22 protein-coding genes and 2 tRNA genes are annotated in these 24,809 nt (G+C 49.4%); 15 read left to right on the top strand and 9 right to left on the bottom strand.

Going from position 1 to position 24,809, the window contains the following annotated elements:
- Positions 1-86: 86 nt before the first annotated feature.
- Entirely contained in the window at positions 87-1,394 is a 1,308-nt protein-coding gene (locus BEI65_RS19770) for an alpha-glucosidase/alpha-galactosidase (protein WP_099064765.1), read from the bottom strand.
- A gap of 200 nt (positions 1,395-1,594) precedes the next feature.
- On the opposite strand from BEI65_RS19770, the gene BEI65_RS19775 reads away from it, so the two are divergent.
- A complete protein-coding gene (locus tag BEI65_RS19775; protein ID WP_099064766.1) occupies positions 1,595-2,437 on the top strand; it encodes an AraC family transcriptional regulator in 843 nt (280 codons plus the stop codon).
- Here BEI65_RS19775 and BEI65_RS19780 read toward each other — a convergent pair whose 3' ends face one another.
- From BEI65_RS19780 to BEI65_RS19795, 4 genes are all read right to left on the bottom strand, one after another.
- Positions 2,438-3,889: an EmmdR/YeeO family multidrug/toxin efflux MATE transporter gene (locus tag BEI65_RS19780; protein ID WP_099064767.1), complete on the bottom strand. Its 1,452-nt coding sequence runs from the start codon at positions 3,887-3,889 to the stop codon at positions 2,438-2,440.
- A 148-nt stretch (positions 3,890-4,037) separates the two neighbouring features.
- Complete coding sequence (gspS, locus tag BEI65_RS19785) at positions 4,038-4,436, bottom strand: type II secretion system pilot lipoprotein GspS (protein WP_099064768.1); 399 nt, start codon at positions 4,434-4,436, stop codon at positions 4,038-4,040.
- Between the two features lie 190 nt (positions 4,437-4,626).
- Positions 4,627-4,986, bottom strand: coding sequence for a diacylglycerol kinase (locus BEI65_RS19790; RefSeq protein ID WP_099064769.1), 360 nt, complete (start codon positions 4,984-4,986; stop codon positions 4,627-4,629).
- A gap of 215 nt (positions 4,987-5,201) precedes the next feature.
- A complete protein-coding gene (locus BEI65_RS19795) occupies positions 5,202-6,326 on the bottom strand; it encodes an N-acetyltransferase (RefSeq protein WP_099064770.1) in 1,125 nt (374 codons plus the stop codon).
- A 783-nt stretch (positions 6,327-7,109) separates the two neighbouring features.
- On the opposite strand from BEI65_RS19795, the gene BEI65_RS19800 reads away from it, so the two are divergent.
- Genes BEI65_RS19800 through BEI65_RS19815 form a run of 4 tightly spaced genes read left to right on the top strand, consistent with a single transcriptional unit; the run spans position 7,110 to position 11,211 of the window.
- Positions 7,110-8,849 carry a fatty acyl-AMP ligase gene (locus tag BEI65_RS19800; protein WP_198404487.1) on the top strand — a complete coding sequence of 580 codons (1,740 nt, stop codon included), beginning with the start codon at positions 7,110-7,112 and terminating at the stop codon, positions 8,847-8,849.
- The gene (locus BEI65_RS19805) at positions 8,846-9,760 is read left to right on the top strand and encodes an NAD(P)-dependent oxidoreductase (protein ID WP_099064772.1); all 915 of its coding nucleotides are present in this window, start codon (positions 8,846-8,848) and stop codon (positions 9,758-9,760) included. The genes BEI65_RS19800 and BEI65_RS19805 overlap by 4 nt, the downstream gene beginning before the upstream one ends.
- Positions 9,761-9,791: 31 nt before the next feature.
- On the top strand, positions 9,792-10,052 hold the full coding sequence (locus tag BEI65_RS19810; RefSeq protein WP_099064773.1) for an acyl carrier protein: 261 nt from the start codon (positions 9,792-9,794) through the stop codon (positions 10,050-10,052).
- On the top strand, positions 10,039-11,211 hold the full coding sequence (locus BEI65_RS19815) for a pyridoxal phosphate-dependent aminotransferase family protein (RefSeq protein ID WP_099064774.1): 1,173 nt from the start codon (positions 10,039-10,041) through the stop codon (positions 11,209-11,211). The genes BEI65_RS19810 and BEI65_RS19815 overlap by 14 nt, the downstream gene beginning before the upstream one ends.
- A gap of 119 nt (positions 11,212-11,330) precedes the next feature.
- Here the strand turns inward: BEI65_RS19815 and BEI65_RS19820 are convergent, their stop codons facing one another.
- Positions 11,331-12,062, bottom strand: a complete 732-nt coding sequence (locus BEI65_RS19820; protein ID WP_099064775.1) for a dTMP kinase — start codon at positions 12,060-12,062, stop codon at positions 11,331-11,333.
- A 356-nt stretch (positions 12,063-12,418) separates the two neighbouring features.
- On the opposite strand from BEI65_RS19820, the gene BEI65_RS19825 reads away from it, so the two are divergent.
- The 7 genes from BEI65_RS19825 to lptG all read left to right on the top strand — a co-directional run bounded on the left by BEI65_RS19825 (position 12,419) and on the right by lptG (position 19,042).
- Complete coding sequence (locus BEI65_RS19825; protein WP_099064776.1) at positions 12,419-13,144, top strand: hypothetical protein; 726 nt, start codon at positions 12,419-12,421, stop codon at positions 13,142-13,144.
- Positions 13,145-13,174: 30 nt separating this feature from the next.
- Positions 13,175-13,930, top strand: a complete 756-nt coding sequence (locus BEI65_RS19830; RefSeq protein WP_099064816.1) for a hypothetical protein — start codon at positions 13,175-13,177, stop codon at positions 13,928-13,930.
- Between the two features lie 89 nt (positions 13,931-14,019).
- Positions 14,020-15,357: a lipopolysaccharide biosynthesis protein gene (locus BEI65_RS19835; protein WP_099064777.1), complete on the top strand. Its 1,338-nt coding sequence runs from the start codon at positions 14,020-14,022 to the stop codon at positions 15,355-15,357.
- Positions 15,354-16,196 (top strand): hypothetical protein, encoded by an 843-nt coding sequence (locus tag BEI65_RS19840; RefSeq protein ID WP_099064778.1) that lies wholly within the window; start codon positions 15,354-15,356, stop codon positions 16,194-16,196. The genes BEI65_RS19835 and BEI65_RS19840 overlap by 4 nt, the downstream gene beginning before the upstream one ends.
- Positions 16,197-16,258: 62 nt before the next feature.
- Positions 16,259-16,825 carry a YtfJ family protein gene (locus BEI65_RS19845; RefSeq protein ID WP_099064779.1) on the top strand — a complete coding sequence of 189 codons (567 nt, stop codon included), beginning with the start codon at positions 16,259-16,261 and terminating at the stop codon, positions 16,823-16,825.
- Positions 16,826-16,895: 70 nt separating this feature from the next.
- Positions 16,896-17,966 carry an LPS export ABC transporter permease LptF gene (gene lptF / locus BEI65_RS19850; RefSeq protein WP_099064780.1) on the top strand — a complete coding sequence of 357 codons (1,071 nt, stop codon included), beginning with the start codon at positions 16,896-16,898 and terminating at the stop codon, positions 17,964-17,966.
- Positions 17,963-19,042: an LPS export ABC transporter permease LptG gene (gene lptG / locus BEI65_RS19855; protein ID WP_099064781.1), complete on the top strand. Its 1,080-nt coding sequence runs from the start codon at positions 17,963-17,965 to the stop codon at positions 19,040-19,042. The genes lptF and lptG overlap by 4 nt, the downstream gene beginning before the upstream one ends.
- Before the next feature lie 341 nt (positions 19,043-19,383).
- On the opposite strand, the gene BEI65_RS19860 is transcribed toward lptG, so the two are convergent.
- Positions 19,384-20,943: a hypothetical protein gene (locus BEI65_RS19860; protein ID WP_099064782.1), complete on the bottom strand. Its 1,560-nt coding sequence runs from the start codon at positions 20,941-20,943 to the stop codon at positions 19,384-19,386.
- Positions 20,944-21,241: 298 nt separating this feature from the next.
- Positions 21,242-21,331: transfer RNA gene (locus BEI65_RS19865), tRNA-Ser, on the bottom strand.
- Between the two features lie 92 nt (positions 21,332-21,423).
- On the opposite strand from BEI65_RS19865, the gene mtfA reads away from it, so the two are divergent.
- Both mtfA and BEI65_RS19875 read left to right on the top strand, forming a co-directional pair.
- On the top strand, positions 21,424-22,212 hold the full coding sequence (mtfA, locus tag BEI65_RS19870; RefSeq protein ID WP_099064783.1) for a DgsA anti-repressor MtfA: 789 nt from the start codon (positions 21,424-21,426) through the stop codon (positions 22,210-22,212).
- 102 nt (positions 22,213-22,314) lie between these two features.
- A tRNA-Asn gene (locus BEI65_RS19875) sits at positions 22,315-22,390 on the top strand.
- 49 nt (positions 22,391-22,439) lie between these two features.
- Here the strand turns inward: BEI65_RS19875 and BEI65_RS19880 are convergent.
- Positions 22,440-23,492, bottom strand: a complete 1,053-nt coding sequence (locus tag BEI65_RS19880) for a LacI family DNA-binding transcriptional regulator (protein ID WP_099064784.1) — start codon at positions 23,490-23,492, stop codon at positions 22,440-22,442.
- A gap of 207 nt (positions 23,493-23,699) precedes the next feature.
- Here BEI65_RS19880 and BEI65_RS19885 point away from each other — a divergent pair, with 207 nt between their 5' ends.
- On the top strand, positions 23,700-24,728 hold the full coding sequence (locus BEI65_RS19885; protein WP_099064785.1) for an ABC transporter substrate-binding protein: 1,029 nt from the start codon (positions 23,700-23,702) through the stop codon (positions 24,726-24,728).
- Positions 24,729-24,809 lie beyond the last annotated feature (81 nt).

Consider the following 24,809-nt stretch of genomic DNA (forward strand, 5'->3'; position numbering starts at 1 on the left):
AAACATGGCTCACCATCCCATTTATGACGGCGCAGGAAGCCCCGCGCCTTGTGCGTTTTGAGGAGGTAATACAGTCAGTTCAGCGATCAACGGTAGGCGGGAAGCCAGTTACCGTGAGCCTCAATCAGTTCATCGCAAAGCTTGCGAATATCATCAATCGAAAGCTCGGCAGACGTATGCGGATCCAACAGCGCCGCGTGGTATATGGCCTCACGTTTATGGGTTACCGCTGCTTCAATCGTCAGCAGTTGGGTATTGATATTGGTGCGGTTGAGCGCCGCCAGTTGCTCCGGTAAATGCCCGACATAGCATGGCGAGATCCCCTGCCCATCCACCAGGCAAGGCACTTCGACACAGGCCTCGGCAGGCAAGTTGGTAATTAAACCGGTATTGAGCACATTGCCGCCAATCTTGTACGGGCGATCGGTTTCCATCGCTTCGATAATATAGGACGCATACTCATGCGTGCGGGTATGCGTCAGGGTAGCGTCATTCGTCAGCGCCAGCTTGCGCTGTTGCCATTGGTCGATCTGTTCAATGCAGCGGCGCGGATACTCATCCAGCGGGATGTTAAAGCGCTCAATCAATTCCGGATAATTGCGCTTAATCCAGTAAGGCATGTACTCGGCATTATGCTCGGAAGACTCAGTGACGTAATAGCCAAAGGTTTTCATGATTTCATGGCGCACCATATCATCATGCTTGCCCTGCAGCGCGTTGGCGCGGCGCTTGATTTCCGGGTACAGATCCTCGCCATGACGGCGAACATCCAGCAGCCAGGCCATATGGTTGATGCCCGCGATATGGAACTGCACGTCATCGGTAGGCATATCCACGCTTTTCAGCAGCGTCTCTGCGCAGACCTGAACGCTGTGACACAACCCCACGGTTTTCACGCCGGTATGACGCAGCATGCCGCCGGTTAAGGCTGCCATCGGGTTGGTGTAGTTCAGCAGCCAGGCATCCGGGCATACCGCTTCAATATCCCGGGCGAAATCAAACATCACCGGCAGGGTGCGCAGTGCGCGGAAGATCCCGCCTATCCCCAGGGTATCGGCAATGGTCTGTTGCAGGCCGTACTTTTTGGCAATGGTGAAATCGGTGATGGTGCAAGGATCGTAACCGCCGACCTGGATGGCATTCACCACATAATTGGCATTTTTCAATGCCGTGCGGCGATTTTCCACCCCGAGATAAGGGGTGATTTTCGCCCTGCCGGCGTTAATATTGCGGTTGATATTGCTCAGCATGGCGAAAGATTCGTTGAGACGGGCGCTGTCTATGTCGTACAGCGCGATATCCACTTCTTTCAATGCCGGGGTCGCCATGATATCGCCGAGGACGTTCTTGGCGAAGATGGTGCTGCCCGCGCCCATAAAAGTTACTTTAATCATCGTATTTCTCCGCTGCACTGGTTTTCGATAGGCTGAAATTACCCTGCAATGCCGAAGCGAGATATGGATGAATGTGACCTCATTATGGCGAAAAATGACGCAGCGCAAAAACTGTGAGCCAGGTCTGGATTTGGTGGTACCCCAACCCTTATACGGCAACTACACTGCTACAGTGGGTAAGAAAACCAGGACAATAACTGATGCACAAGAGTTTTACCCTAAGCCGCACCGACAATATTGAGCTGAACCTGTACCAATATGGTGAGGAGAACTGTGACAAAGGGCATAGCTTTGGCCCCGCCGTACGCCAGCACTATTTATTTCATTATGTGATAAGCGGCACCGGGGTGCTGCACAGCGAATACGGTGCATTTCCGGTGGTGGCCGGAGAAGGTTTTTTGATCCACCCACACGACGTGACCACCTATTGCGCCGATAAAAAAGATCCCTGGCATTACATGTGGCTGGAAGTCGACGGGCTGATGGCCGGCAAGCTTTTCGAAGAGTGCCACCTGAGTCGCCAGTTCCCGATTTATCGCGCCCGCCCCTCGGATGAGACGCCCCAGGCCCTGCGCTACCTGCGGCGACTGGTCACTCATGACGATGAACACCGCCTGAAAACGCTCGGCCTGAGCTACCTGTTTTTTTCGGCGCTGATCGACCATAGATTACAAGGCAGCGAGGAACACCCCAGGGACAAGGCGCAGCATCTGCACAAAGCGGTCAAGCTGATTGAAAACCGCTACCACGAACAGCTGACCATTGCGCGCCTGGCCGCCTACTGCAATATCAACCGCAGTTATCTGTGCCGCTTGTTCAAAGGGGCATACGGTATTGGGCCAAAGGAATATTTGCTTAACTTCCGCATGACGCTCGCCACCAGTCTGTTACGCAACAGCCAGACGGCGATCAAAGTGGTGGGAATTTCGGTCGGTTATGAAAACCAGCTGCACTTTTCCAAAGCCTTCAAGCAGGTCCACGGTATCTCACCGGCCAAATGGCGGCAGGAGCACTGCCCGCTAATGCCGGTGGACGCGGAATGATCACTTCACCAGAGCCTTTTCCTCAGCGACTTTCGATTTTATCCGCGGGTACTTCCACAGCCAGCGCCCGCTGACCATTCGCCAGTAGAACAACGCACCGCGCACCGCCCAATCCATAAACATGCCCAGCCAGACCCCGACCACGCCCATTCCCAGCAGGATACCCAGCGTATAGCCGGCCACCACGCGGCAGCCCCACATACCCAGCATCGACACCCACATGGCGAACCGGGCGTCACGCGCGCCTTTCAAACCGGCGGGCAACACCCATGAAGCGGCCCAAATGGGCATAAAGGCGGCGTTGAGCCAGACCAGCACCTTCACCACTTCCTTCACGTCATCTTGCTGGCTATAAAATGAGGCGAACACCCCAGCCAGCGGTGCGGTACCCCAGGCGAGCGCCGTCAGGCCAATGGTCGCCAACCAGAAGATATGACGCAACTGCCTTTCCGCCTGGGCTATCTGCCCTTTCCCCAGACGTTTGCCGACAATAATGGTCGACGCCGACCCCAGGGCGTTGCCCGGCAGGTTAATCAAGGAGGCGATAGAGAAAGCGATAAAATTGCCGGCGATAACGTTGGTGCCCATGCCGGCGACAAACATTTGCGTCAGCAATTTACCGCCGTTGAACAACACCGACTCGATGCTGGCGGGAATGCCGATCCCCAGCACTTCCCACAGGATCGTCAGCTTTAACGGGCTAAAATAACTTTTCAGCGTGATGTGCAACGCCGGGTTAAAGCCGATCATCAGCACATAAATAATCGCTATCGCACCGATATAGCGGGAAATGGTCAGCCCCAGTCCAGCCCCGACAAAGCCCAGGCCATGCCAGCCCAACATGCCGTAAATCAGGATGCTGCTGATGATGATATTCAGGATATTCATGCCGCCGTTGATCAACAGCGGGATTTTGGTATTCCCGGCACCGCGCAGCGCCCCACTGCCAATCAGTGCAATGGCTGCCGCCGGGTAGCTCCAGACAGTGGTTTGCAGGTAAGAAAGCGCCAGCGCCTTCACCTCCGGCGTGGCGGCACCGGCAATCACATTAATAATCTGCTCGCCCGCCAAATGGATGCCCACAGCCAGCACCAGAGCCACCAGCGTCATCAACACCAGCGACTGACGGGCCGCCGAACGGGCTCTTTTGCGATCCCGTTTGCCGAGGCTGAAGGCCACCACCACCGTGGTGCCCAGATCCACCGCGGCAAAGAAAGAGATAATCACCATGTTGAAGCTGTCTGCCAGCCCCACTCCGGCCATCGCCTCCTTGCCAATCCAGCTCACCAGAAAAGTACTCAGCACCCCCATCAGCAGGACGCAGGCGTTCTCCATAAAGATCGGCACCGCCAGCGGTGTGATCTCACGCCAAAACAGGACGCGGTAGCTTTTGCGTTTGGGGTACCAGGGCGTGTTTTCCACACGCTGACGCAGGGCAGCATATAAGTTCAAGATCGGCTCATGGGATAAAAGTGAAACAACATTTCAAATAATGAGTGACAGATGCTTATCCTGCAAAGAATTTTTTGCCAATGCGCTGTGGATTAGGAAAATGGCTGGGGCGGAGCCGTATACCGCGCCCACCTCAGCCAGGCATAGGCTACTCCATGTAGTCTTCCTGATCGGACTTGGCTGCGGCAATAAAGTTTGCGGTGCGATTGTTCATCACGGCACATTTGTCCGTCAGCAACTGACGATCCTCCAACACGGCCAGGTAGCGTGCCTGAGCCAGTGCCGGCAACTGCTGATAGCCCGCCGCCTTCGTATCCCAGCCGCGATGCTCTGCCACGCGCATCGCGGTGCGTTGCAGTTTGACATCATCTGGAATATCCGCACGACCACAGTTTTGCCGCAGGAAATGACTGCCCGCCAACAGGGTAGAAAGCTGATCCAACTGCGCTTGCAGTGCCGTTGGTGGCTTATGCGCCGTTTGCTGGCAACCCACGAGAAAGACCAGGGCCATAGCGCCCAAAACTGAAGTACCTAACACCCTAAGCATAGCGATTACCCTTAAATAAAAGATGGTTAACATCAGCTTAGGCGAGCGATGAAATACTGCAAGCCGACGGATAACGGGCGTCTTGGATAGCAATTCAAATCAACGGCAAAGAACACTTTTCGTTGTTGGTACGGTCTTTCAAATTCTTGCATGTTGCGCAGGGAATATCGGCGCACGGTGCGATTGGTGATCAAAATAACACGACCAGCCAAAGGGCTATTGTCATAATAACCGTGACCAACTGTGCCGCACCGCCTAAATCCTTGGCTCGCTTCGATAAGGGATGTATATCCAGAGAAATGCGATCGACGACGCTCTCAATCGCAGTGTTGAGCAACTCAACAACCAGTAAAAGGAAGCAACTTGAAATCAATAACAGCCTTTCCATTTTTGTAATATCTATAACAAATGTAACTATCAGTAAGATTAAGTTAATAATGAGTAACTGACGAAAAGCGTCCTCTGTGATAACGGCATCAACAAAACCGTCCAATGAGTTTTTTATGCTACTGGTTAAGCGTCTTATTCCTTTTTTCTTTTCAAATGACATGTATTTACTCTTATAAAAATCAGGGTGATTTATAAAACCAATAAATAACGCACCGGTAGTTATTGGTTAAATGATTAATAAAATAAAACAATCCCCCTGGTAACAGGGTTAATCCGGCAACGTTGAGTCACAAACGACAAAAAAGGAATTTCGGCCATGGATGTCCTCTGACCACAGCACGTATTGCATCATCTTGAGCGTACCTATCAGACGAGTTAGAGTTGCTTTTCGTATAAACGATAGCGCTTGTAAGGCACTGCCCCAATTCGCTCCAGGATCGTACGCATACCGCTATTGGACTCCAGGATCCATGACATCTCTAATGCATCGATATTGCGCTTCGCAAAAGGGTTACGTAACGCCTCAATAAGTAACAACGCGATAATCGGCCCTATCCGGCTAAATTGATACTCTTGGCGAACCCCCATCAGAGGGACTCTGGCAGTACGTACGCCACTCACTTTCAGACGCCATAACAGCTTCGCCCAGCCAAAGGGCAATAAACGCCCGTTCAGATCGGCTATAGCCTCATTGATATTGGGCAGCCCCACAATGAAGGCACAAGGGACTGAATCTACTTCAGCAATATAAATCATGTCGTCAGGGACCAGAAACTTCAACTGGTCCCCCATGGTGGCGAACTCATGCTCGGTAAAGGGGACAAAGCCCCAGTTATCTTGCCAACCTGAGTTAAAAATTTCGCGAAGTACCTGCATTTCCTCGTTAAAACGTTTGCGATTGAGGCGGCGAAGGGTCACCTTTTTACCTGCCTGCGCCATCATTTTGGTTAATGAAGGCGAGAAATTCAGGTCAGTTCGTTTCATCCAATAAGCCAATAAATCTATGCCTTGTGTATATCCCTGGCGCTCTAAATTGGTGGCATAGTAAGGTTTGGCGTGTGTCATCAGGGCTGACGGCGGGGTATCAAAACCTTCAACCAATAATCCGCTTTCCTGATTGATATTAAGGCTAAATGGCCCGGTGATTTTTAATGCACCTTTTGACTTCAACCAATCTTCCGCTGCGGTAAATAACGCTCTAAAAACCTCCGGATCATCGATAGCATCGATCATGCCAAAATGGCCGGTATCTTCGCCATAGCGTTCGCGGTGTAAGGAATCAATTTGAGCGGTTATCCGCCCAACGACCTTCCCCTCTTTTTTGGCTACCCATGCCTGCCATTCTATATGTTCAGTGCCAGGGTTCTTCTTGGAAAGATGCTCTTCACGCTCTACATACAAGGGAGTAATCCAGCTAGGATCATTGCGATAGAGTGAGGAGGGAAAATCGATAAATGCCTTAAGATCACGCTTATCCAGGACAGTCTCAATGCGAATCATAAATAACCTTAAAATTTAATAACATAATCAAATGAAATCACTATTACGCCAGTGATATTTTCTGACCGGGGATCCATTATTGACGATGTCTTATTCCTATAAGAGATAAGAAAATTTAATTAATGTCTAAAGTCAAAAAAGATGTTACCCGGCCAGAGTTTACCCTGGCTGTTGCTGTTCTTTATCCAAAGAGCTACCTGACAGGGACGTGCAAACGCTAAGGAAACCACTCCTTTTATTATTTAGTGCTATTTCTGGCGAGAAAAAATTACCGTTTTTAGTTTACTAATTCTAGTCTGGGGAAGCATTGTCATATTTTACCATTAAATGCTCTTTCTATCCTTCCGACTAAATGAGGCTTTCACTTTTCGACGTCTTCCGGATACTGTTTATGATATGTTTAAGTACGGAGATAACCATGCGCAAGGTCAGATCATATAAACCGGCGATTATTCCCATCCAAAAATGTGTCGACGACAGACATTGGATGAAGGTTGTCGACCAAAGGGCCATGATATCCGGAGCCAATGATAACAGCCCGTACATCCACCGTTCGCTGGGCATGATCCTCACGTGAAATAGACATGGAATATCGACAACCAATCTCTCATCTTTAGTTCAGAGTAGACATGGTGGTTATTAACCATCGCATGCGCTATTTGTAGAATGAAAGAAAATGATTGAATAACAGATATATTCAAAGCATTTTCATTGTAAAACGCTAACTCTCACGCCAATAGCCTTTTGTCTTTTTGGTGATTTTAATCTATGGCTAATTTGTCTATGTCTGAAACAAGCTCAACTCATTCTCTTCCCATGCGTTATGCAGATTTCCCCACGTTGGTGGAGGCTTTAGATTATGCAGCGCAGGGCAGTACAGGAATGAATTTTTACGATCGTCGTAATCAGCTCGTGGCCGTACTGGAATATCGTACGCTGAAACAGCGGGCGGCAGCGGGTGCACGACGTCTGTTATCACTGAATCTCAACAAAGGCGATCGCGTTGCGCTTATCGCGGAAACCAGTGCGGGTTTCGTCGAGGCGTTCTTTGCCTGCCAATATGCCGGCCTGGTTGCTGTGCCCCTGGCCATTCCTATGGGGGTCGGACAGCGTGAGTCCTATACCATCAAGCTTCAGGGTCTGATCAATAGCTGTAAACCTGCAGCCATTATCAGCGGTGAAGAATGGGTGCCGTTGATTAGCTCGGCGGCTCTGGATACACCACCGGCACATATTCTTAGCAACGCAGATTTTAACGCATTGCCTGAGCGGGATATTGAACTGCAAGCGCCGTCATCCGACGACATTGCCTATCTCCAATATACATCGGGTAGCACTCGCTTTCCGCGCGGAGTCATAATTACCCAACGTGCCGTTATGGCTAACCTGCGTGCTATCAGTCATGACGGCATCAAATTACGTGCAGGCGATCGCTGCGTCTCCTGGTTGCCCTTCTATCACGATATGGGGTTGGTCGGTTTCCTGCTCACCCCCGTGGCGACCCAGTTGTCGGTTGACTATCTGCGCACGCAAGATTTTGCAATGCGACCAATGCAATGGTTAAAACTGATTGCCAAAAATCGCGGTACGGTGTCCGTCGCTCCTCCGTTTGGTTACGATTTGTGCTTACGTTACAGCCACAACAAAGAGCTGACCGGGTTGGATCTTTCCAGTTGGCGGGTTGCTGGCGTGGGGGCGGAGCCTATTCCGGCAGAGTTACTCAATCAGTTTGGTGAGCACTTTAGCCACCTCAACTTTGACAGCAAGGCACTCATGCCCTGTTATGGTTTGGCCGAGAATACCCTTGCGGTAAGTTTTTATGACGAAGCCTCTGGCGCACCAATCAACGCAGTCGACCGCGAGATTTTGGAATACGAGGGCAAAGCGGTAGCTCCGGGCAAAAAAACGCGTGCCACATCAACGTTTGTCAATTGCGGCAAGGCGCTTCCAGGCCATCGTATCGAAATTAGAAATGAAACCGGGCTCCCCCAGCCAGAGCGGCAGGTCGGCCGTATTTTTATCTCCGGCCCCAGCCTGATGAATGGATATTTTCGTGATGATGCATCGCAGCAAAAAATTCAGGCGACGGGTTGGATGGATACCGGTGACCTGGGGTATTTGCTGGATGGGTATCTTTACGTCACCGGCCGCAAGAAGGATTTGATCATTATTCGGGGCCGGAATATTTGGCCTCAGGATATTGAATATGTCGCGGAATCCGAGCCTGAAATCCGCTCAGGTGATGCCATTGCCTTCGTCACGGAAGAGCACGCTGACGGCGCCAGAATTATTCTGCAAATCCAGTGCCGGGTCAGTGCTGAAGAGCGGCGAGAGCAAATCGTCCATACGCTGAGCGCACGCATACAAAGCGAATTCGGCATTGCGGTGGATATTGAACTGCTGCCACCCCATAGCATTCCTCGTACATCTTCGGGGAAACCGGCCCGCGCCGAAGCCAAGAAGCGTTGGCTAAGCGCATCAATCTGTCCGCCGATGCATCAGTTGGCAGGTTTTGCGCAATGATCGGCACCGTTGCCATTACTGGCGCCACGGGTTTTATTGGCCAACACGTCGTGCAGAACCTGCTTTCGCAGGGTTTTACCGTGCGGGCCCTAACCCGGCGTACCGGTAAAACGTCGACCGATAACCTGACCTGGATCCAGGGGGCTCTGGAAGATCGGGACTCTCTCAGCGAGTTGGTTCGTAACGCGGAATTCGTGGTTCACTGTGCGGGACAGGTCCGTGGGCAGACCGAAGAAACCTTTACCCATTGCAACGTTAGCGGCAGCCTGCACCTGATGCAGGCGGCGAGACAAAGTGGCAGTTGTAAGCGTTTCTTGTTTATCTCTTCCCTTGCTGCCCGCCATCCTGAGCTGTCTTGGTACGCGAATTCAAAACATATTGCCGAACAACGGTTAATGACCATGGCCACGGACATTTCACTGGGCATTTTTCGTCCGACCGCAGTTTACGGGCCCGGTGATAAAGAGCTTAAACCGATATTTAGCTGGCTGCTACGCGGCATCCTCCCCCGGTTGGGTTCGCCGGAAGCCAAGCTGACTTTCCTGCATGTGAGCGATTTAGCTGAAGCAGTGAGTCAATGGTTATTAGCCGAACGTCCCCAGGCGCAGACTTATGAATTATGCGATGGGATAGCCGGTGGTTATAGCTGGCGGCGCTTACGGGAAATAGGTGCCGCGGTGCGTAATGGCCCCGTACGGCTACTGGGGATCCCGCTGCCTCTGCTGAATATCATGGCAGACATCAGCATTTTGTTGAGCCGTTTGGCAAAGAAAGAACCCATGCTGACGCACAACAAAATACGTGAATTAACCTATCCGGACTGGTCTGCGAGCAATCATCGCTTATCCGAGAGTATTAATTGGTTTCCCAAGGTCAGTTTGGAGCGCGCGCTGCGTGAAGGTCTATTTTAATTATCTTAATTAGAGGTTTGCCAAAGTTCTTATGCTAAATCGCGACGCTGTAATGGATTATATTCTTACTTGCTTACAAGGTCTCGTCGAAGGCGGATTAGAAATCAAACCTGATAGTGATCTCGTCAATGATCTTGGCCTGGAGTCCATCAGGGTCCTGGATCTGCTGATGATGTTAGAAGATGAATTGGATATTTCTATTCCTATCAATATATTACTTGATGTCAGAACGCCAGAGCAGTTGCTGAACGCACTACTCCCTCGCCTGGAGGCAACGAATGGGCCTGTATGATAAATTTTCACGGCTTGCCAACGATCGTGAGCAATTCCAGACTTCTGGCCTAAATCCCTTTGGTACCTGCATTGATGAGATTTACTCCGCGACCGAAGGACGGATTGGTAACCAGAAAATTGTCCTGGCAGGGACAAATAACTACCTTGGCCTGACTTTCGATGCGCAGGCGATTGCCGATGGGCAGGCTGCGTTAGCCGCCCAGGGGACCGGTACAACGGGTTCGCGCATGGCGAATGGTAGCTACAGTGCTCACTTAATGTTAGAGCAGGAACTGACTGCTTTCTTTGACCGCCCTACCGCCATTGTATTTCCCACTGGGTATACCGCAAACCTCGGGGTAATCAGCACGCTAGCGGGCCCCGGCTCAGTGGTGCTGATAGACGCAGACAGCCACGCGAGTATTTATGATGCCTGTGCCTTGGGCGGCGCTGAAATCATTCGTTTCCGCCACAATGATGCGAAAGATCTGGAGCGCCGTATGGTGCGCCTCGGCGAGCGTGCTCGAGAGGCAATCATAATCGTTGAAGGCATTTACAGCATGCTGGGTGACGTTGCTCCGCTGGTCGAAATCGTCGACATCAAACGGCGTCTTGGCGGTTATCTGTTGGTAGACGAAGCTCACTCATTTGGCGTGATGGGGGCTAACGGACGCGGTCTTGCGGAAGCGCTGGGTGTTGAGCAAGATGTTGATATTGTTCTGGGCACATTCAGTAAAAGCCTGGCCTCTATCGGTGGCTTTGCCGTCGGCAGCAAGGCAATGGAGGTGCTGCGCTACAGCAGTCGTCCCTATATTTTTACCGCCTCACCTTCACCATCAAGTATCGCTTCGGTGCGCTCATCTTTGAAAAAGATCGCACAGCATCCTGAACTGCGGGAAAAACTCTGGAGCAACGCGCATCGGCTTTATCAGGGTCTTGCCACGCTGGGCTATGAGCTGGGCCCGCGTATCAGCCCGGTCGTTCCGGTCATGATTGGTTCGAAAGAAGATGGCCTGCGTTTCTGGCGCGACCTGATCGCAAAGGGTGTTTATGTCAATCTGGTATTACCACCGGCAGCGCCGTCAGGAATGACGCTTCTGCGTTGCAGCGTTAATGCTGCACACAGTGAGGAAGAGATTGATACGATCATTCAGGCTTTTGCCGCACTGAAAAAGTAATCGCCTTCATATTGCCCATGAGAGAGTCATGGTTAATATTCAAAGAGATGATGCCCTTCTCTTGGTATTACAGATTATACCGGCCTTTCTTAATTGTCTGGCAGAAAGGCCGGTGATAATTAGTAGGTTACGACTGAATCATTTTCGACAGCATAGCGATATCCATGCGCTTCCATAAATTCATCAATGGCTTTTTTAGCGTCAGATAACACTTCATCAAGCGAATTATTAGCGTCAATATTTGCAATTTCCGCGCCTTCAAAAGTGAGTAGCGGTGTCAAGGCAACCTTTTTTTCCAATGACTCTTTCTGATGATCGGGCTTACGCGCACAAGCGACATCAATATCAACATTTAACTTTATGACCAAGTCCGGTTTATGATCTGCCATCCATTGGAAAGCTGCGCGCTCACGTCCCGCCAACCATTTGACAAAGCGGCTGCCTTTTACATTTACGGGAAATACGGTGCCATCATATCCGCCAGGGATTTGCACCTGTGGGAAACGGTCGGTTAATACGATGAGCCCTTGCCGACGAAAAGCCAACATTCGGCGAAAACGTATCAATCGACGTAAAACGAAAGTGATGATGACCAGTGCCGGCAATAAACCAAGCCTGGCCTTGGTGGATTTGACTTTTTTTGTATTACGTTCAATGGCCTTGCCAAAAAAACTCCCCATGAGTGGGAATTGTGAAACAGCACGTCCGACATTTCCTGCCTGCTTGCCCAGATGAACCCTTACCGCCGGGCCGTATTTTTTTACATGAACGATAAGAGATTCACAGACAGTAGACTTACCAGAGCCATCACTGCCAATAACCGCAATCAGCGGCGGTAATTTTGAATTCATAATAAGACTCGCTTTTAAGACACCTGATAAAATGTACCATTTCGCAAGAAAAAAGTCGCTTAAAGCCGTGACCAGCCCGACAAGAAATAAACATCCTTAATCCAATGAGATTTCACACAAAATATTAAGAAAATAATGATACACTCGTTCCTTCCCCCGTCACTGTGATATCTCATTAGCAATAAGAGCCATAGGGTAAATCTCGGTAACAATTAGCACAAAAAAACAAGACCACCATGGTGAAATGTAATTACCGGAAAAAATAAATTTGATAATTATCGAGATAGAGCACAATAAATACCTTGAACCCAAGACTGATTACAATACAATGGTTTCTTTGTATTGGACCCATTACTGTGAGTCAACAGACAATATCCATTGCTAATCATCCCCCTGTGCGCGTAATAGCAATAACGGGCTGTGATGGTTCAGGAAAATCGACTTTGGCTGCCAGTCTGGTCAATCATCTATCAGCGCAAGAGCCGACGGAATTACTTTATCTCGGCCAGTCTTCGGGACGTATAGGAGAATGGATCAGCGGCTTGCCCATTATTGGTACACCCTTTGGTCGTTATTTACTGGCGAAGTCTGATCGTGTTCATGAGCACCCTTCAACACCTCCTGGCAATGTAACGGCGCTGGTGATCTTTTTATTGTCATATTGGCGAGTTTATAAGTTTCGCAGAATGTTGGCGAAAAGTCGCAAGGGGCAATTGCTGGTGACGGATCGTTACCCACAAGCGGAAGTGGCGGGTTTTCGTTTCGATGGTCCGCAACTTGCAAAAACGGTTGGCGGTAATCGTTGGGTACAAAGGTTGAGAAAACATGAGCAAAAGCTGTATCAGTGGATGGCGTCTTATCCACCTTTCTTATTGATTCGTCTCGATATTGATGAAAAAACCGCGTACTCACGTAAACCCGATCATAAGCTTTCGGCTCTGCGTGAAAAGATTGCCGTCATCCCTCACCTTACGTTTAATGGCGCAAAGATACTGGATTTAGATGGGCGCGAGCCGGCGAGTAAAATTCTCGATGAGTCACTGCGTGCAATTCGAACCTCACTGACGACGTCAGAGGTTTAGTCTTTTGATGATCTTTTCATGCTGAAAAAAATGCAAAAAAATAAATCAAATACACAAAAAGATCCCTCATCTGCATGCATTACCGGCCTTATTGCGGTGGTAGGCAGCGACGGCACTGGAAAGTCCACGCTTACCGCCGATTTGGTCAAAAATCTGCAAAAATACCGGACAACCCAGCGTCGTTATTTAGGGCTTATCTCCGGGGAGGATGGCGATAAAATTAAGCGCCTGCCTTTCATTGGCGTATGGCTTGAACGGCGCCTGGCCGCCAAATCTGACAAGACTCAGCGCATGAGCAATAAACCACCGGCACTCTGGGCGGCATTGATTATGTACGGTTTTTCATTGTGGCGCGCGGCCAATTTACGCAAAGTACAGCGTCTGGCACAGAGTGGGGTATTGGTGATCAGCGATCGTTTTCCACAGGCAGAAATTTCCGGTTTTTACTATGACGGACCGGGCATTGGTGTGGAGCGCGCAAAGGGCTGGCTAATGACTCGTTTAGCGGCTCGTGAACGACGACTGTATCAGCGGATGGCCTTATGCCGCCCCGAACTTATCATTCGTCTTGATATTGATGTCGATACCGCCTTTTCACGTAAGCCCGACCACAGTTATGAAGAACTGAAGGACAAAATTTCAGCCATGGTTCGGCTACAGTATAATGGCTCCAGAATTATCGAGTTGGATGCCAAAGCCCCCTACGATGAAGTACTGGAAAAAGCACTGAATGCGATAACTTCAGTTTCAATGCTTCCATCGCGTACCCATTCCACTCTCGGCTAGCGAAATCACTCTTATATGCCGGGATCCCAACAATATTACTCATTCTCAAGTCAGAGTGGGTACATGTGGTTAGTATGGCTGGTTTGACTATGAAGCATTGGTTTTCCGATGGTGCTTTTCGCTCCATCTTACGTAACGCCGCCTATTTAGGCTCCGGCAGTGTGGCTAGTGCATTGCTTGGGTTACTTGCGCTTTCTTGTGCCGGTAAAGGCATGTCGCCCGAAATGTTTGGTGTACTTGTAATCATTCAGGCTTATACAAAAGCGATCAGTGATTTTATCAAGTTTCAGACATGGCAATTCGTTGTTCAATTTGGCACTCCCGCATTAGAACGCCAAAACATTCAACGCTTTCGTGACGTCATTTCATTTTCATTCGGTCTGGATATCGCGAGCGGAACCATTGCCGTGCTTGGCGGTATGTTATTACTCCCCTTCCTCTCTCACGCCTTAGGCTTGGATGAGGAAAGTTTTTGGCTCGCCATTCTTTACTGCACATTAATCCCGTCCATGACGTCGTCAACCCCTACGGGGATTTTACGGGCGTTTGACCGCTTCGATCTGATTGCCGTTCAGCAAGCTATAAAACCCTTTTTGCAGGCGATCGGAAGTGTCCTGTCTTATTATTTTGACCTGGGATTCCCGGGTTTTATCATCACATGGTATGCCTCCAACTTAATCGGAGGAACCCTGTTTTGGTGGTTTGCCGCGCGTGAATTACGCCGCAGGGATATTCATAATGCGCTGAAACCACGGCTATTTAAGACCGCACGCCGCATAGAGGGAGCCTGGAATTTCGTATGGACAACCAATTTTGCACATACGATTTGGGCTACGCGTAACTCGTGCAGTACCGTTTTAGTTGGCGTCGTTTTGGGTCCGGCAGCGGCTGGGTTGTTCAAAATTGCAATGACCTTCTTTGATGCCACAGGCACCCCGGCCAAGTTGCTGGAAAAGAGCTTCTATCCTGAGATCATGCGCCTGGATCCCCGCACGACAAAACCCTGGCTACTGGGCCTCCGATCGGCATTGTTAGCCGGGGGTATTGGCCTCGCCGTGGCCCTTCTGGTGATCGTCGTTGGTAAGCCATTAATTTCAGTTGTTTTCGGTTACCAGTACTTGCAAGCCTATGATTTAATCCAAATCATGCTGGGTGCCATTATCGTGTCCATGCTGGGATTTCCTCAGGAGTCCCTATTGTTTATGGCAGGTAAACAGCGGGCTTTCTTGATAGTGCAAACCATCGCCGCAGTCTCATACATTGGGCTCTTAATCGTCATGTCTCATATCTTTGGTGTGCAAGGCGCGGCATTCGCTTATTTGGCAGGCCAATGTCTAGACGTTTTGTTGACGCTAATTCCGACTATAAGTGCTTACCGTAATCGCTATTTACTGGGATTCAATGTATCCAGAGAGAGTAATCAATGACTAATAGCAGCAACAGGAAAAAATTCTCAACAGAAACAATCCAATTACTGTTTACTGCGGTAGAGACAGATGACATCGTTGAGGCGGATATCCATTTACCTCAGCATATTGACTTGCAATGTTCCTATGAGAGCATTCAGGATAATTATGCCTTGTGTCTGCAGTTTTGGCAGGACGGTTTCACCCGACAGGAGCTATTACGCTTAGTCAATGATTTTCTTAAAGATGTAGAATTATCTGCAGCAACGCGTATGCGCTATAAGTATATTCGTGCGCGTTATAAGCATTTACGCTTTGCTCAGCGGCTTTACAGCAAAAAGCATAACTCCAGTCACCTCTTTCACTTAACAACCGTAGTTCTTGGGCATTTTCAGGATGCTTTTCGCAACGGCAATAAAGAAAACCTTAAACTCTACGGTAATATTCTCCGGATCCTCCTCAGCAAGCCGATTTGGTCGCTGGTGAATTACGCTTTGCGTCATATTCACTTAGAAACCGAGAGCAATTTTATTGCATATCGCCAGGAGCAAATGCGCGAACTTCAGAGGCTAATTGCTGATCCACAGCTCACTGGAAAGCAGTTCCACGATGTGCGGAAAATTATTAGCCAACAAGTCTCATTTTACGACACGCTGAGATCTATAGATCCCAGCAACCGGGAAGCCCGTCAGATTTCCAGATTTTTGGCCGCTATTAATGGGTTAATGGGAGATCGGCATGATGTGATGGTGGCGGATAAACTGGCCGGGGGGAAATCCTATGATGAACCAACGATGCTGGATGTCGATATTCGCCAACGTCTGGAGTTACTTCTCGAGCGATATCCTATGCAAGTTTAGCCGCAACGGGAGATTACCACCCTCCTCTGCAGCCACAATTTTTATACATTATGGTTATTTTCATGACGTTACGTAGATTACTGACAATTTCGCTGCTGCTGTTCCCACTGGTAACATCAGCGCATAATTTTGTTCAGGGTGAACCTGTCGCACCGGTAGTCATAGCCGATCGCGGAGAGTTACTGCTTGAAAATGACAATTTTCGCTATAAGAAATGGGGTAGTTCAGAACTGACAGGAAAAGTTCGCGTCATTCAGTGCATCGCCGGCCGCACCTCTGCCAAGAAGAAAAACTCAATGCTGATTACCGCCGTCAAGGAAGCAAATTTTCCGAACGACCGTTTTCAGCCGACCACTATCGTCAATACTGACGATGCAATTCCGGGCTCGGGCTTCTTCGTGCGCAGTAAAATTGAGAAAAACAAAAGGCATTATCCCTGGGCACAATTCATTGTCGATAGTCATGGGCTGGTCCATAACGCCTGGAAGCTGCCAGAAGAAAGTTCAACAATTGTGGTACTGGATAAAGCAGGACGCGTCCAATGGGCAAAAGATGGAGCTCTGACCCCGGATGAGGTTAATCAGGTGATCGCCCTGCTGCGAAAGCTGATTGCCAATGATAAATCATGAAGAAAAACGTGCTGGAAGCGGGCCTTTTCTCAGCAAACATGCGTTTGATATTAAGGGATATAACTAGCTTATGGCTTTGATTGAGCGCTATATCATGGTTGAAATCCGCCGATTAGTGATGATCATCGTGGGTTTTCTCATCTTTATGTTTGCCAGCTATTCAGCCCAACGGTATCTCACAGAAGCTGCCAATGGGACATTGGCTCTGCAAATCGTATTTGATGTTGTCTTTTATAAGATATTGATTGCATTGGAGATGCTTCTACCAGTAGGCCTTTATGTTGCCGTCGCGGTTGCGCTGGGCCAGCTCTACAGCGATTCTGAAATAACCGCCATTCACGCCTCTGGCGCCAGCCCATGGCGGCTATACAAAGCGGTGTTGGTTCTTGCCATTCCTCTGGCCCTGTTAGTAACACTTCTTTCTCTGTACGGCAGACCCTGGGCTTACGCCAATATTTATCAGTTGGAACAACAGTCACAATCCGTGCTGGACGTGAGTCATCTGCAGGCGAATAAGTTTAACGTTAATGGCAGCGGCAGAATGATCCTCGCCTCTCGTATTGACCCAACGTCAAATCATCTTACAGACGCATTGATTTATTCACGCTCGACCAACAACACCAGTTTATATCGGGCTCATTCGGTTGAAGTTATAGATCCTTCACCTTCAAGCCCCTCCGTGATGCTAAAATCCGGAACCGCCTATGTGTTAGATCGCCAAGGCACAGATGATAACATGCAGAATTATAATAATTTAAAAATATCGCTTAAACCTTTTATTGAAAGCATAGAAGTCAAGCGGAAATCAGCATCATTGGCAGCGTTATCACGCTCCACTGACCCTGCGGACAGGGCGGAATTACAATGGCGGGAAAGTCGTGGTATCAGCACCCTACTGATGGTGTTATTGGCGATTCCATTAAGCCGCATAAAACCTCGCCAGGGTCGCTATACAACACTGCTCCCCCTCACGCTCTTATTTACCGCTATTTTTTATGGTGGGAATATCTGCCGTACGTTGGTGGCTAACGGTACTCTTCCCATTACTCCAGGTGTCTGGTTAGTCCCGACATTAATGTCCATTGGCCTGTTAATTCTAATTGCGCGTGATTTCTCACTGCTACGGAAACCATTTCGATGAACATCTTCAGTCGTTATTTGATCCGTAATCTCTTTATCGGATTTGCAGCCGCTGCCGGATTGTTAATTCCATTATTTACCACCTTTAATCTGATCAACGAGCTAGAGGACGTCACTCCCAATGGATACCACTGGACTCAGGCTCTGTTAGTTGTGTTAATGACATTACCCAGAAGCCTCGTTGATCTCGGCCCGTTTATCGCCTTGCTGGGTGGCATCGTCGGACTTGGACAACTGTCAAAAACGCTTGAATTGACGGCGATGCGTACCGCTGGCTTTTCAATATTCAAAATTGCTTTGGTGACTCTTTATGCCGGCCTTTTTATCAATCTGTCATTAGGAGCTCTCGACGAGTGGGTAGCCTCACCGATGCAGCAACAGGCCCAGGAACTTAAAGACACCGCCCTGGCTAAAACCAATAACGGCGCTGACTCCGGCAATGCCTTGTGGGCCAGAAGTGGCAATGAATTTGTTACCGTAAAATCCCTGGATAAGCAAAACCAACCCGTCGGGATTGAGATATTTCGCTACCAACCCGACCTCACCCTTGAATCCTACGTTTACGCTGAAAAGGCTACCACCGCCCATAACGGACTGTGGACCTTGCATCAAGTCATGCAAAAACAATGGAAAAACAAGAAAGAAGTCGTACAAACCTATGATGATTTACCCTGGCAATCTCTATTTGCCGGGATGAACCTGAAAGGCCTGACCATGCCTGTTGATAGCTTCTCTAGCAAACAACTGAAGCAGTACATTCATTATCTGCAAAATTCAGAGCAACCCAGCAATGAATATCAGATCGCTTTATGGCAAAAACTAGGCCGCCCAATTTTAGTCCTGGCCATGATTTTATTAGCCATCCCATTCACCTTCAGTATTCCCCGTGCGCCAGGGTTGGGTAGCCGGTTAGCCATTGGTGTCATTGTTGGACTGCTTACGTATATCATATACCAGATAATTCTTAACCTTGGATTGCTGTTTTCTCTCAACGTTCAATTAACGACCCTTGCCCCACCTATTTTATTGTTGATGGTATCTTTAGCGCTCGTTCATCGATTTAATAAGCAACATTAAACCTCAATTGAGTATTACTAACACAATAAATTGATTATTTTATTTTTTACAATGCATAGAAAACCTATATCAATAAAATTATCGTAAAAATAAATGCGCCAACATTTCTTCCTCCGGTTTATTTCCATACTAATTAGCATGCTTATTAAATATCACTTGAACCTTTGATTTCAAAGATATAATTTCTTTCTCGATAATTTGGTGTTATAGGAAACGTTTTATGGCACCACGGCAATGTACTGGCTACTTAACAGTGGTTAGCTGTAGCTACTCGAGCTGAAAATAAGTGCTCAATATGCCCCGCTCTAAACAGGTTACCAACCAAAGAACGGAGCTATTGATTAATTATTCAACACGGTTAATTTTTTTTCAGGAAAAGACGTCGCCCCTGCAATTTCAGTATCATTGAGTCGCCATGAAGGCCCTGAATATCCTTGCATCACCAATGTTCCCGCCACCGTAGGCCGAGCTATGGAAACGCCAAGAATATATACATTTCCCCAATAATGAGTTTGATTTCCCGAGCCAATTATTTTTATTGGTGCAGCTATACCTTGTTTATTCCTGATGTAAACATTACCGATATCAGGAACTATGTCAGAAGCGACAACTATGGCCGAACCGTAAACTCGAATTATCTCCAAAGTACCTACAGACGCTGGTGCAGAAAAATAACAGATGTTATTTTTTGAAGAAGATGTCGTTGCTTGCAAATACAGACTATCAACCCGGCATGCTTTGGCGAAATTAACTGAATTCCCGCCCTGTTGATTAGCTAATGAATTGACAAATATTCGGCCAATACGAACACCTTCACTATTCAGATAGATATCATCATTTAATGTACTTTGACCATGAAAAATAACCCCTTCAATCTCAAGCCCTACAATTTTAGAGTCTATCGAATCAGTAACACTTAACAAAATAGCCCCAGCCACTGGCATTTTTGATTTTATATCTATGGTCCCGATTCTTGTATTATTTGTTCTAGCGTTAACGCCAACCCCTGCATATACATTCCCAAGTTTAATATCACCAATATCACTGTCGCTAACGCTTAACCAGATTGCCGAAGTAGACTTACTCGCAAGAAAGTTCTCCTCGTAAATACTGCCAAAACTCATTACGCCGCCTATTGAAAGGTTTTTTGCATTGAGGTTTATAGCACCAGCACCAAAATATTGACAAGTTATATTACTAATAGATACATATTGTGCAGGGTTAAGATCTGCTCCAGAAGAGATCACTACACCTCGATTTGCAGTCGTACCGTCTTCATTCTCCAGACTGATACAACCAGCATATTCAAAATGGATGTTATCAACATATGTATGCTCACCTTTTATGATGATGCCATCCCCAGAACACCAGCCACAGCGAGAATTCGATATCGAATTGTAACCAGGAGCGTAAGCGCTCCATAGTGCGTTACGTAAGTCATCGCCAAAGATATTTTCGGCCCATGTATGCCCGTATGCCCGTAATGCATTGCAAAAACCAATGGCATTTATATTTTTCGCATACCCATATGAGAATGACAAAAAAACCGCAGAGGACGCATTATCCCACGCGGTATTTTTATTCACTCCACCAATAGCAAAAATATTTTGAAAATTCTTTCTTATTGTAACAACCTGAGTCGTACCATTTCCATTAAGCTGACCAAAAGGACTATAATTTCCAAGTGTAATCAATGTGCAATTGTTGCCCTCGATCAATTGATATCCATTCATGTACGGAAGTTTAATGGGCGATGTAATTAAATATCTAGCTTGTGAGTTTGCATGAATGTCAACTTCCTTAGATACTGCTGTTTGCCAGGCAGCAGTATCATCTGCAATACCGTCACCCACCGCACCAAACATTTCTGGCGTAACATAGTCAAGAATAGTATCAGCCATATATTTATCCTCTCAATTAAGTTGTTTTTTAATTCACTCGAAAAACATGAACAACCGTATAGTCGCATTAGTGTTAAACGACCACTACTGAGATATTTTTGCCTGGAGCCCAAACAACAAAAATAAATAATCGATATCGATGATACAGGTGAGGAGACTATGACAGGAACACCCCATTCGATGGATACTTAACCAATGAATAGAGTTATGTAAAAAACTAACCATGAGTCTGACTATGCGTGAGTAAATTATGTGTGACGGGGATCGTTGAAAGAATTTTAGCTAAGTGCTTGAATAATGGCGGAGAGAGGGGGATTTGAACCCCCGGTAGAGTTGCCCCTACTCCAGTTTTCGAGACTGGTCCGTTCAGCCGCTCCGGCATCTCTCCTTCAAGTGCTTGCTATCATGCCCCTTTTTGCGGCATTTTTACAGGGTTAGCCTCCTGCCGAATGTTCAAGTGACGACTTAACGAGCAATCCGATGATTAAATGGCCGTGGAAAACGCATCAACCGCAGGCGGAAACGCTTGCCCAGTGGCAAGACGCGCTGGCTATTCCCCTGCTCTCTCCACTGGATGAGCAGGAACAACAGCGGCTGATTGCCGTTGCCGGGCAAATTTTACAACTAAAACGCATTGTCCCCTTGCAGGGGCTGGTGCTGACCTCACAAATGCAGGCACGTATTGCCCTGCTGTTCGCTTTGCCGGTGCTGGAACTGGGGGCCGAGTGCCTCGACGGCTTCAATGAGATCCTGCTCTACCCTACGCCGTTCGTGGTGGAAGACGAATGGCAGGACGACTTCGGCCTGGTTCACTCCGGGCCGGTGGTGCAGTCCGGTCAAAGCTGGGAACAGGGGCCTATCGTGCTTAACTGGCAGGATGTGCAGGACTCTTTTGATCTCTCCGGCTTTAACCTGGTGATCCACGAAGCGGTGCACAAGCTGGATATGCGCAACGGCGGCAGCGCCACCGGCATCCCACCGATTCCGCTGCGCGATATTGCTGCCTGGGAACATGACCTGCATGCCGCGATGGAAAATCTGCAGGATGAGATCGACATGGTTGGCGAAGAGGCCGCCAGCATGGACGCCTACGCCGCCACCGATCCGGCCGAATGTTTTGCGGTACTGTCGGAGTATTTTTTCAGTGCGCCCGAGCTACTGGCCAACCGTTTCCCACTGCTGTACCAGCATTTCTGCCGCTTCTATAAACAGGATCCGCTGGCACGCTTGCAGCGGTTGCAGGCCGAAGATGGTGCAGAACAGCCATAAGTCGGCCCGCATTGCTCAGATGCTGAGCAGTCGCACCGAATCGGCGATTTTAGCGTTGACACATTCTGGGTGGCTGGATATGATGCGCCCCGTTCAGACAATTCCTCTGTAGTTCAGTCGGTAGAACGGCGGACTGTTAATCCGTATGTCACTGGTTCGAGTCCAGTCAGAGGAGCCAAATTCGAAAGACCCGCTTAAGGAAACTTAGGCGGGTCTTTTGCTATGGGTCATCCTCCCCGTATGGTCCCGCGCCAGACAAAATCGGCATGGTACAGCCGGGTTTCACCCGGCATCTCGTGGCCCAGCGCCGGCATCATACTCTCCTCTTTCTTCTCTTCCGCCATCAGCCAGGCAACCGAATCCTGAGCAAATAACGCCACCGGCTGGGTAAAGGTGGTGAGGTTGTAAGAGGACCAGGCCGCCTGGGGAATATCGTCGTAGCCCGCCACGCAAAGATCTTCTGGAATACGCAGTCCAAAGCGGTGGCGCGCCTCATCCATAAAACCGCAGGCCAATAAATCCGTGACGCAGAACACCGCATCGGGGCGCTCGCGACGGGTCAACAGCCGGTGCGCCAGGATCTGACCACTCTCATACGACGTCGTGCCAAAGCGCTCGACGCTTACCTGCAGCCCCGCCGCTTCCGCCGCTTGCAGAAAACCGCGTTCACGCGCCATCAGGCTGGGCGTCCCGGCCAATGAGTTGGCAAAAGCGATGCGTTGGCAGCCCGCTCGGGCAAACGCCATCACCACCCTGCCGGCCGCCTCTTCGTTATCCAGCCGGATACTGAGTGAGCCGGGCAAGGTGTCATTACGGTTGATCAGCACCAGCCGCTGGCCGTGTTTATGGCACAGGCGGGCAATGGCGCTGTCCGGCATGCCGGAAAGCACAAAGGAAGCATCGGCACGGAAGTTGATCGCCTGCTGCAACGCCTGGGAGACGCTGTCATCGGAGCGATCGGTGTTAATCAACATGGCGATCTTGCCCGCATCCTGCAAATGCTGGGTCAGCAAGCGGACCAGGCTGGCCCGATAGGGGGTCGCCAGTTCCGAAACGATCAGGCAGACGATACCGCTGCGGTTACGCACCAATCCCCGCGCCAAATGGTTAACGTGATATCCCAGCTCTTCAGCCGCCCGCATCACCCTTTCGCGGGTGGCCGCCGACACGCTGGCACCGGGCGTATAAGTCCGTGAAACCGCCGAGCGGGAAACCCCGGCCAACTCCGCTACGTCTTTCGCACTGATCATCGCCTTGTCCATCGCCATCTTCACATCCATCCGTTTCGCATTCTGAGAAAAGTTTGCCGCATTTTGCAAAGCTGTGCAAATTTTTGTCGGTCAAAATGTTTCATTTTTGTGATGAGTAGGTTGAATTGCTTCACTGCGCGATTGACAGCGCAATTTATATCCTCTAGTTATTTGCACACACGTGCAAAAAGAATAGGCGACAACGTATCGCCACCCTACACAACCAAGGAGAACACCATGCATCGCGTTACTCTGATGGCGGTCCTCGCCGCCGGCTCTGCACTCTCTGCCCTGCCTGCTCACGCAGCCGGGAAACTGAATATGATCTGCTCCGCCGACGTCGTGGTCTGCGAGCAAATGACCAATCTGTTTGAGAAACAACACCCGGATATCAAAGTCAGTATGGTGCGCCTCTCCGCCGGGGAAGCCTATGCACGTATTCGTACCGAAGCCCGTAACCCACGCACCGATATTTGGTGGGCCGGCACTGGCGATCCGCATATGCAGGCCGCCGACGAAGGCTTAACCCAGCCCTATAAATCCCCGCTGCTTGATCAACAGCACGACTGGGCACGTAAACAGGCAGAAAGTGCCGGCTACCGCACCGTCGGTGTCTACGCTGGGGCGCTGGGCTGGGGGTACAACACCAAGTTGCTGGCGGAGAAAAAACTCAAGGTTCCGGCCTGCTGGAGTGACCTGCTGGATCCGGCCTACAAAGGCGAGATCCAGATGGCCAACCCGAACTCGTCCGGCACCGCTTACAACACCCTCGCCACACTGGTGCAAATCATGGGTGAGGAGCCGGCCTTCGACTACCTGAAAAAGCTCAACGCCAATATTTCACAGTACACCAAATCCGGCTCCGCGCCGGTGAAAGCGGCTGCTCGCGGTGAAACCACCGTCGGTATCGTGTTTATGCATGATGCCGTCGCGATGCAGGTCGATGGCTTCCCGATCAAGGCGGTCGCCCCTTGCGAAGGCACCGGCTTTGAAATTGGCTCGATGTCGATCGTTAAAGGCGCACGCAACCTCAACCAGGCCAAGGTGTGGTACGACTGGGCGCTCAGTGCCGATGCCCAGTCACACATGAAAGACGCCAAATCCTTCCAGTTGCCGTCCAATCGCAACGCGGCGATTTCCGAATATGCGCCACGCTTCGAGAACATCAAACTGATCGATTACGACTTTAAAACCTACGGCGCGACAGAAAAACGCAAGGCACTGCTCAGCCGCTGGGATAAAGAGATCGGCGCCAGCGCCCAATAATTTACGCCCTTTTCCTCCCGTATGTGACGCGCTCTGCGATAAACCGGGCGAGGCAACCCTCGCCTGTACAAAGCGCGGTAA

It is taken from the genome of Serratia sp. BW106 (assembly GCF_002607755.1).
Classification (GTDB): Bacteria; Pseudomonadota; Gammaproteobacteria; order Enterobacterales; family Enterobacteriaceae; genus Serratia; species Serratia proteamaculans.

Excerpts from the sequence above, each read along its gene's own strand:
- BEI65_RS19770 (WP_099064765.1), bottom strand. The coding sequence starts at position 1,394 with ATGATTAAAGTAACTTTTATGGGCGCGGGCAGCACCATCTTCGCCAAG.
- BEI65_RS19775 (WP_099064766.1), top strand. The coding sequence starts at position 1,595 with ATGCACAAGAGTTTTACCCTAAGCCGCACCGACAATATTGAGCTGAAC.
- gspS (WP_099064768.1), bottom strand. The coding sequence starts at position 4,436 with ATGCTTAGGGTGTTAGGTACTTCAGTTTTGGGCGCTATGGCCCTGGTC.
- BEI65_RS19790 (WP_099064769.1), bottom strand. The coding sequence starts at position 4,986 with ATGTCATTTGAAAAGAAAAAAGGAATAAGACGCTTAACCAGTAGCATA.
- BEI65_RS19795 (WP_099064770.1), bottom strand. The coding sequence starts at position 6,326 with ATGATTCGCATTGAGACTGTCCTGGATAAGCGTGATCTTAAGGCATTT.
- BEI65_RS19800 (WP_198404487.1), top strand. The coding sequence starts at position 7,110 with ATGTCTGAAACAAGCTCAACTCATTCTCTTCCCATGCGTTATGCAGAT.
- BEI65_RS19805 (WP_099064772.1), top strand. The coding sequence starts at position 8,846 with ATGATCGGCACCGTTGCCATTACTGGCGCCACGGGTTTTATTGGCCAA.
- BEI65_RS19810 (WP_099064773.1), top strand. The coding sequence starts at position 9,792 with ATGCTAAATCGCGACGCTGTAATGGATTATATTCTTACTTGCTTACAA.
- BEI65_RS19815 (WP_099064774.1), top strand. The coding sequence starts at position 10,039 with ATGGGCCTGTATGATAAATTTTCACGGCTTGCCAACGATCGTGAGCAA.
- BEI65_RS19820 (WP_099064775.1), bottom strand. The coding sequence starts at position 12,062 with ATGAATTCAAAATTACCGCCGCTGATTGCGGTTATTGGCAGTGATGGC.
- BEI65_RS19830 (WP_099064816.1), top strand. The coding sequence starts at position 13,175 with ATGCAAAAAAATAAATCAAATACACAAAAAGATCCCTCATCTGCATGC.
- BEI65_RS19835 (WP_099064777.1), top strand. The coding sequence starts at position 14,020 with ATGAAGCATTGGTTTTCCGATGGTGCTTTTCGCTCCATCTTACGTAAC.
- BEI65_RS19840 (WP_099064778.1), top strand. The coding sequence starts at position 15,354 with ATGACTAATAGCAGCAACAGGAAAAAATTCTCAACAGAAACAATCCAA.
- BEI65_RS19845 (WP_099064779.1), top strand. The coding sequence starts at position 16,259 with ATGACGTTACGTAGATTACTGACAATTTCGCTGCTGCTGTTCCCACTG.
- lptF (WP_099064780.1), top strand. The coding sequence starts at position 16,896 with ATGGCTTTGATTGAGCGCTATATCATGGTTGAAATCCGCCGATTAGTG.
- lptG (WP_099064781.1), top strand. The coding sequence starts at position 17,963 with ATGAACATCTTCAGTCGTTATTTGATCCGTAATCTCTTTATCGGATTT.
- BEI65_RS19860 (WP_099064782.1), bottom strand. The coding sequence starts at position 20,943 with ATGGCTGATACTATTCTTGACTATGTTACGCCAGAAATGTTTGGTGCG.
- mtfA (WP_099064783.1), top strand. The coding sequence starts at position 21,424 with ATGATTAAATGGCCGTGGAAAACGCATCAACCGCAGGCGGAAACGCTT.
- BEI65_RS19880 (WP_099064784.1), bottom strand. The coding sequence starts at position 23,492 with ATGGATGTGAAGATGGCGATGGACAAGGCGATGATCAGTGCGAAAGAC.
- BEI65_RS19885 (WP_099064785.1), top strand. The coding sequence starts at position 23,700 with ATGCATCGCGTTACTCTGATGGCGGTCCTCGCCGCCGGCTCTGCACTC.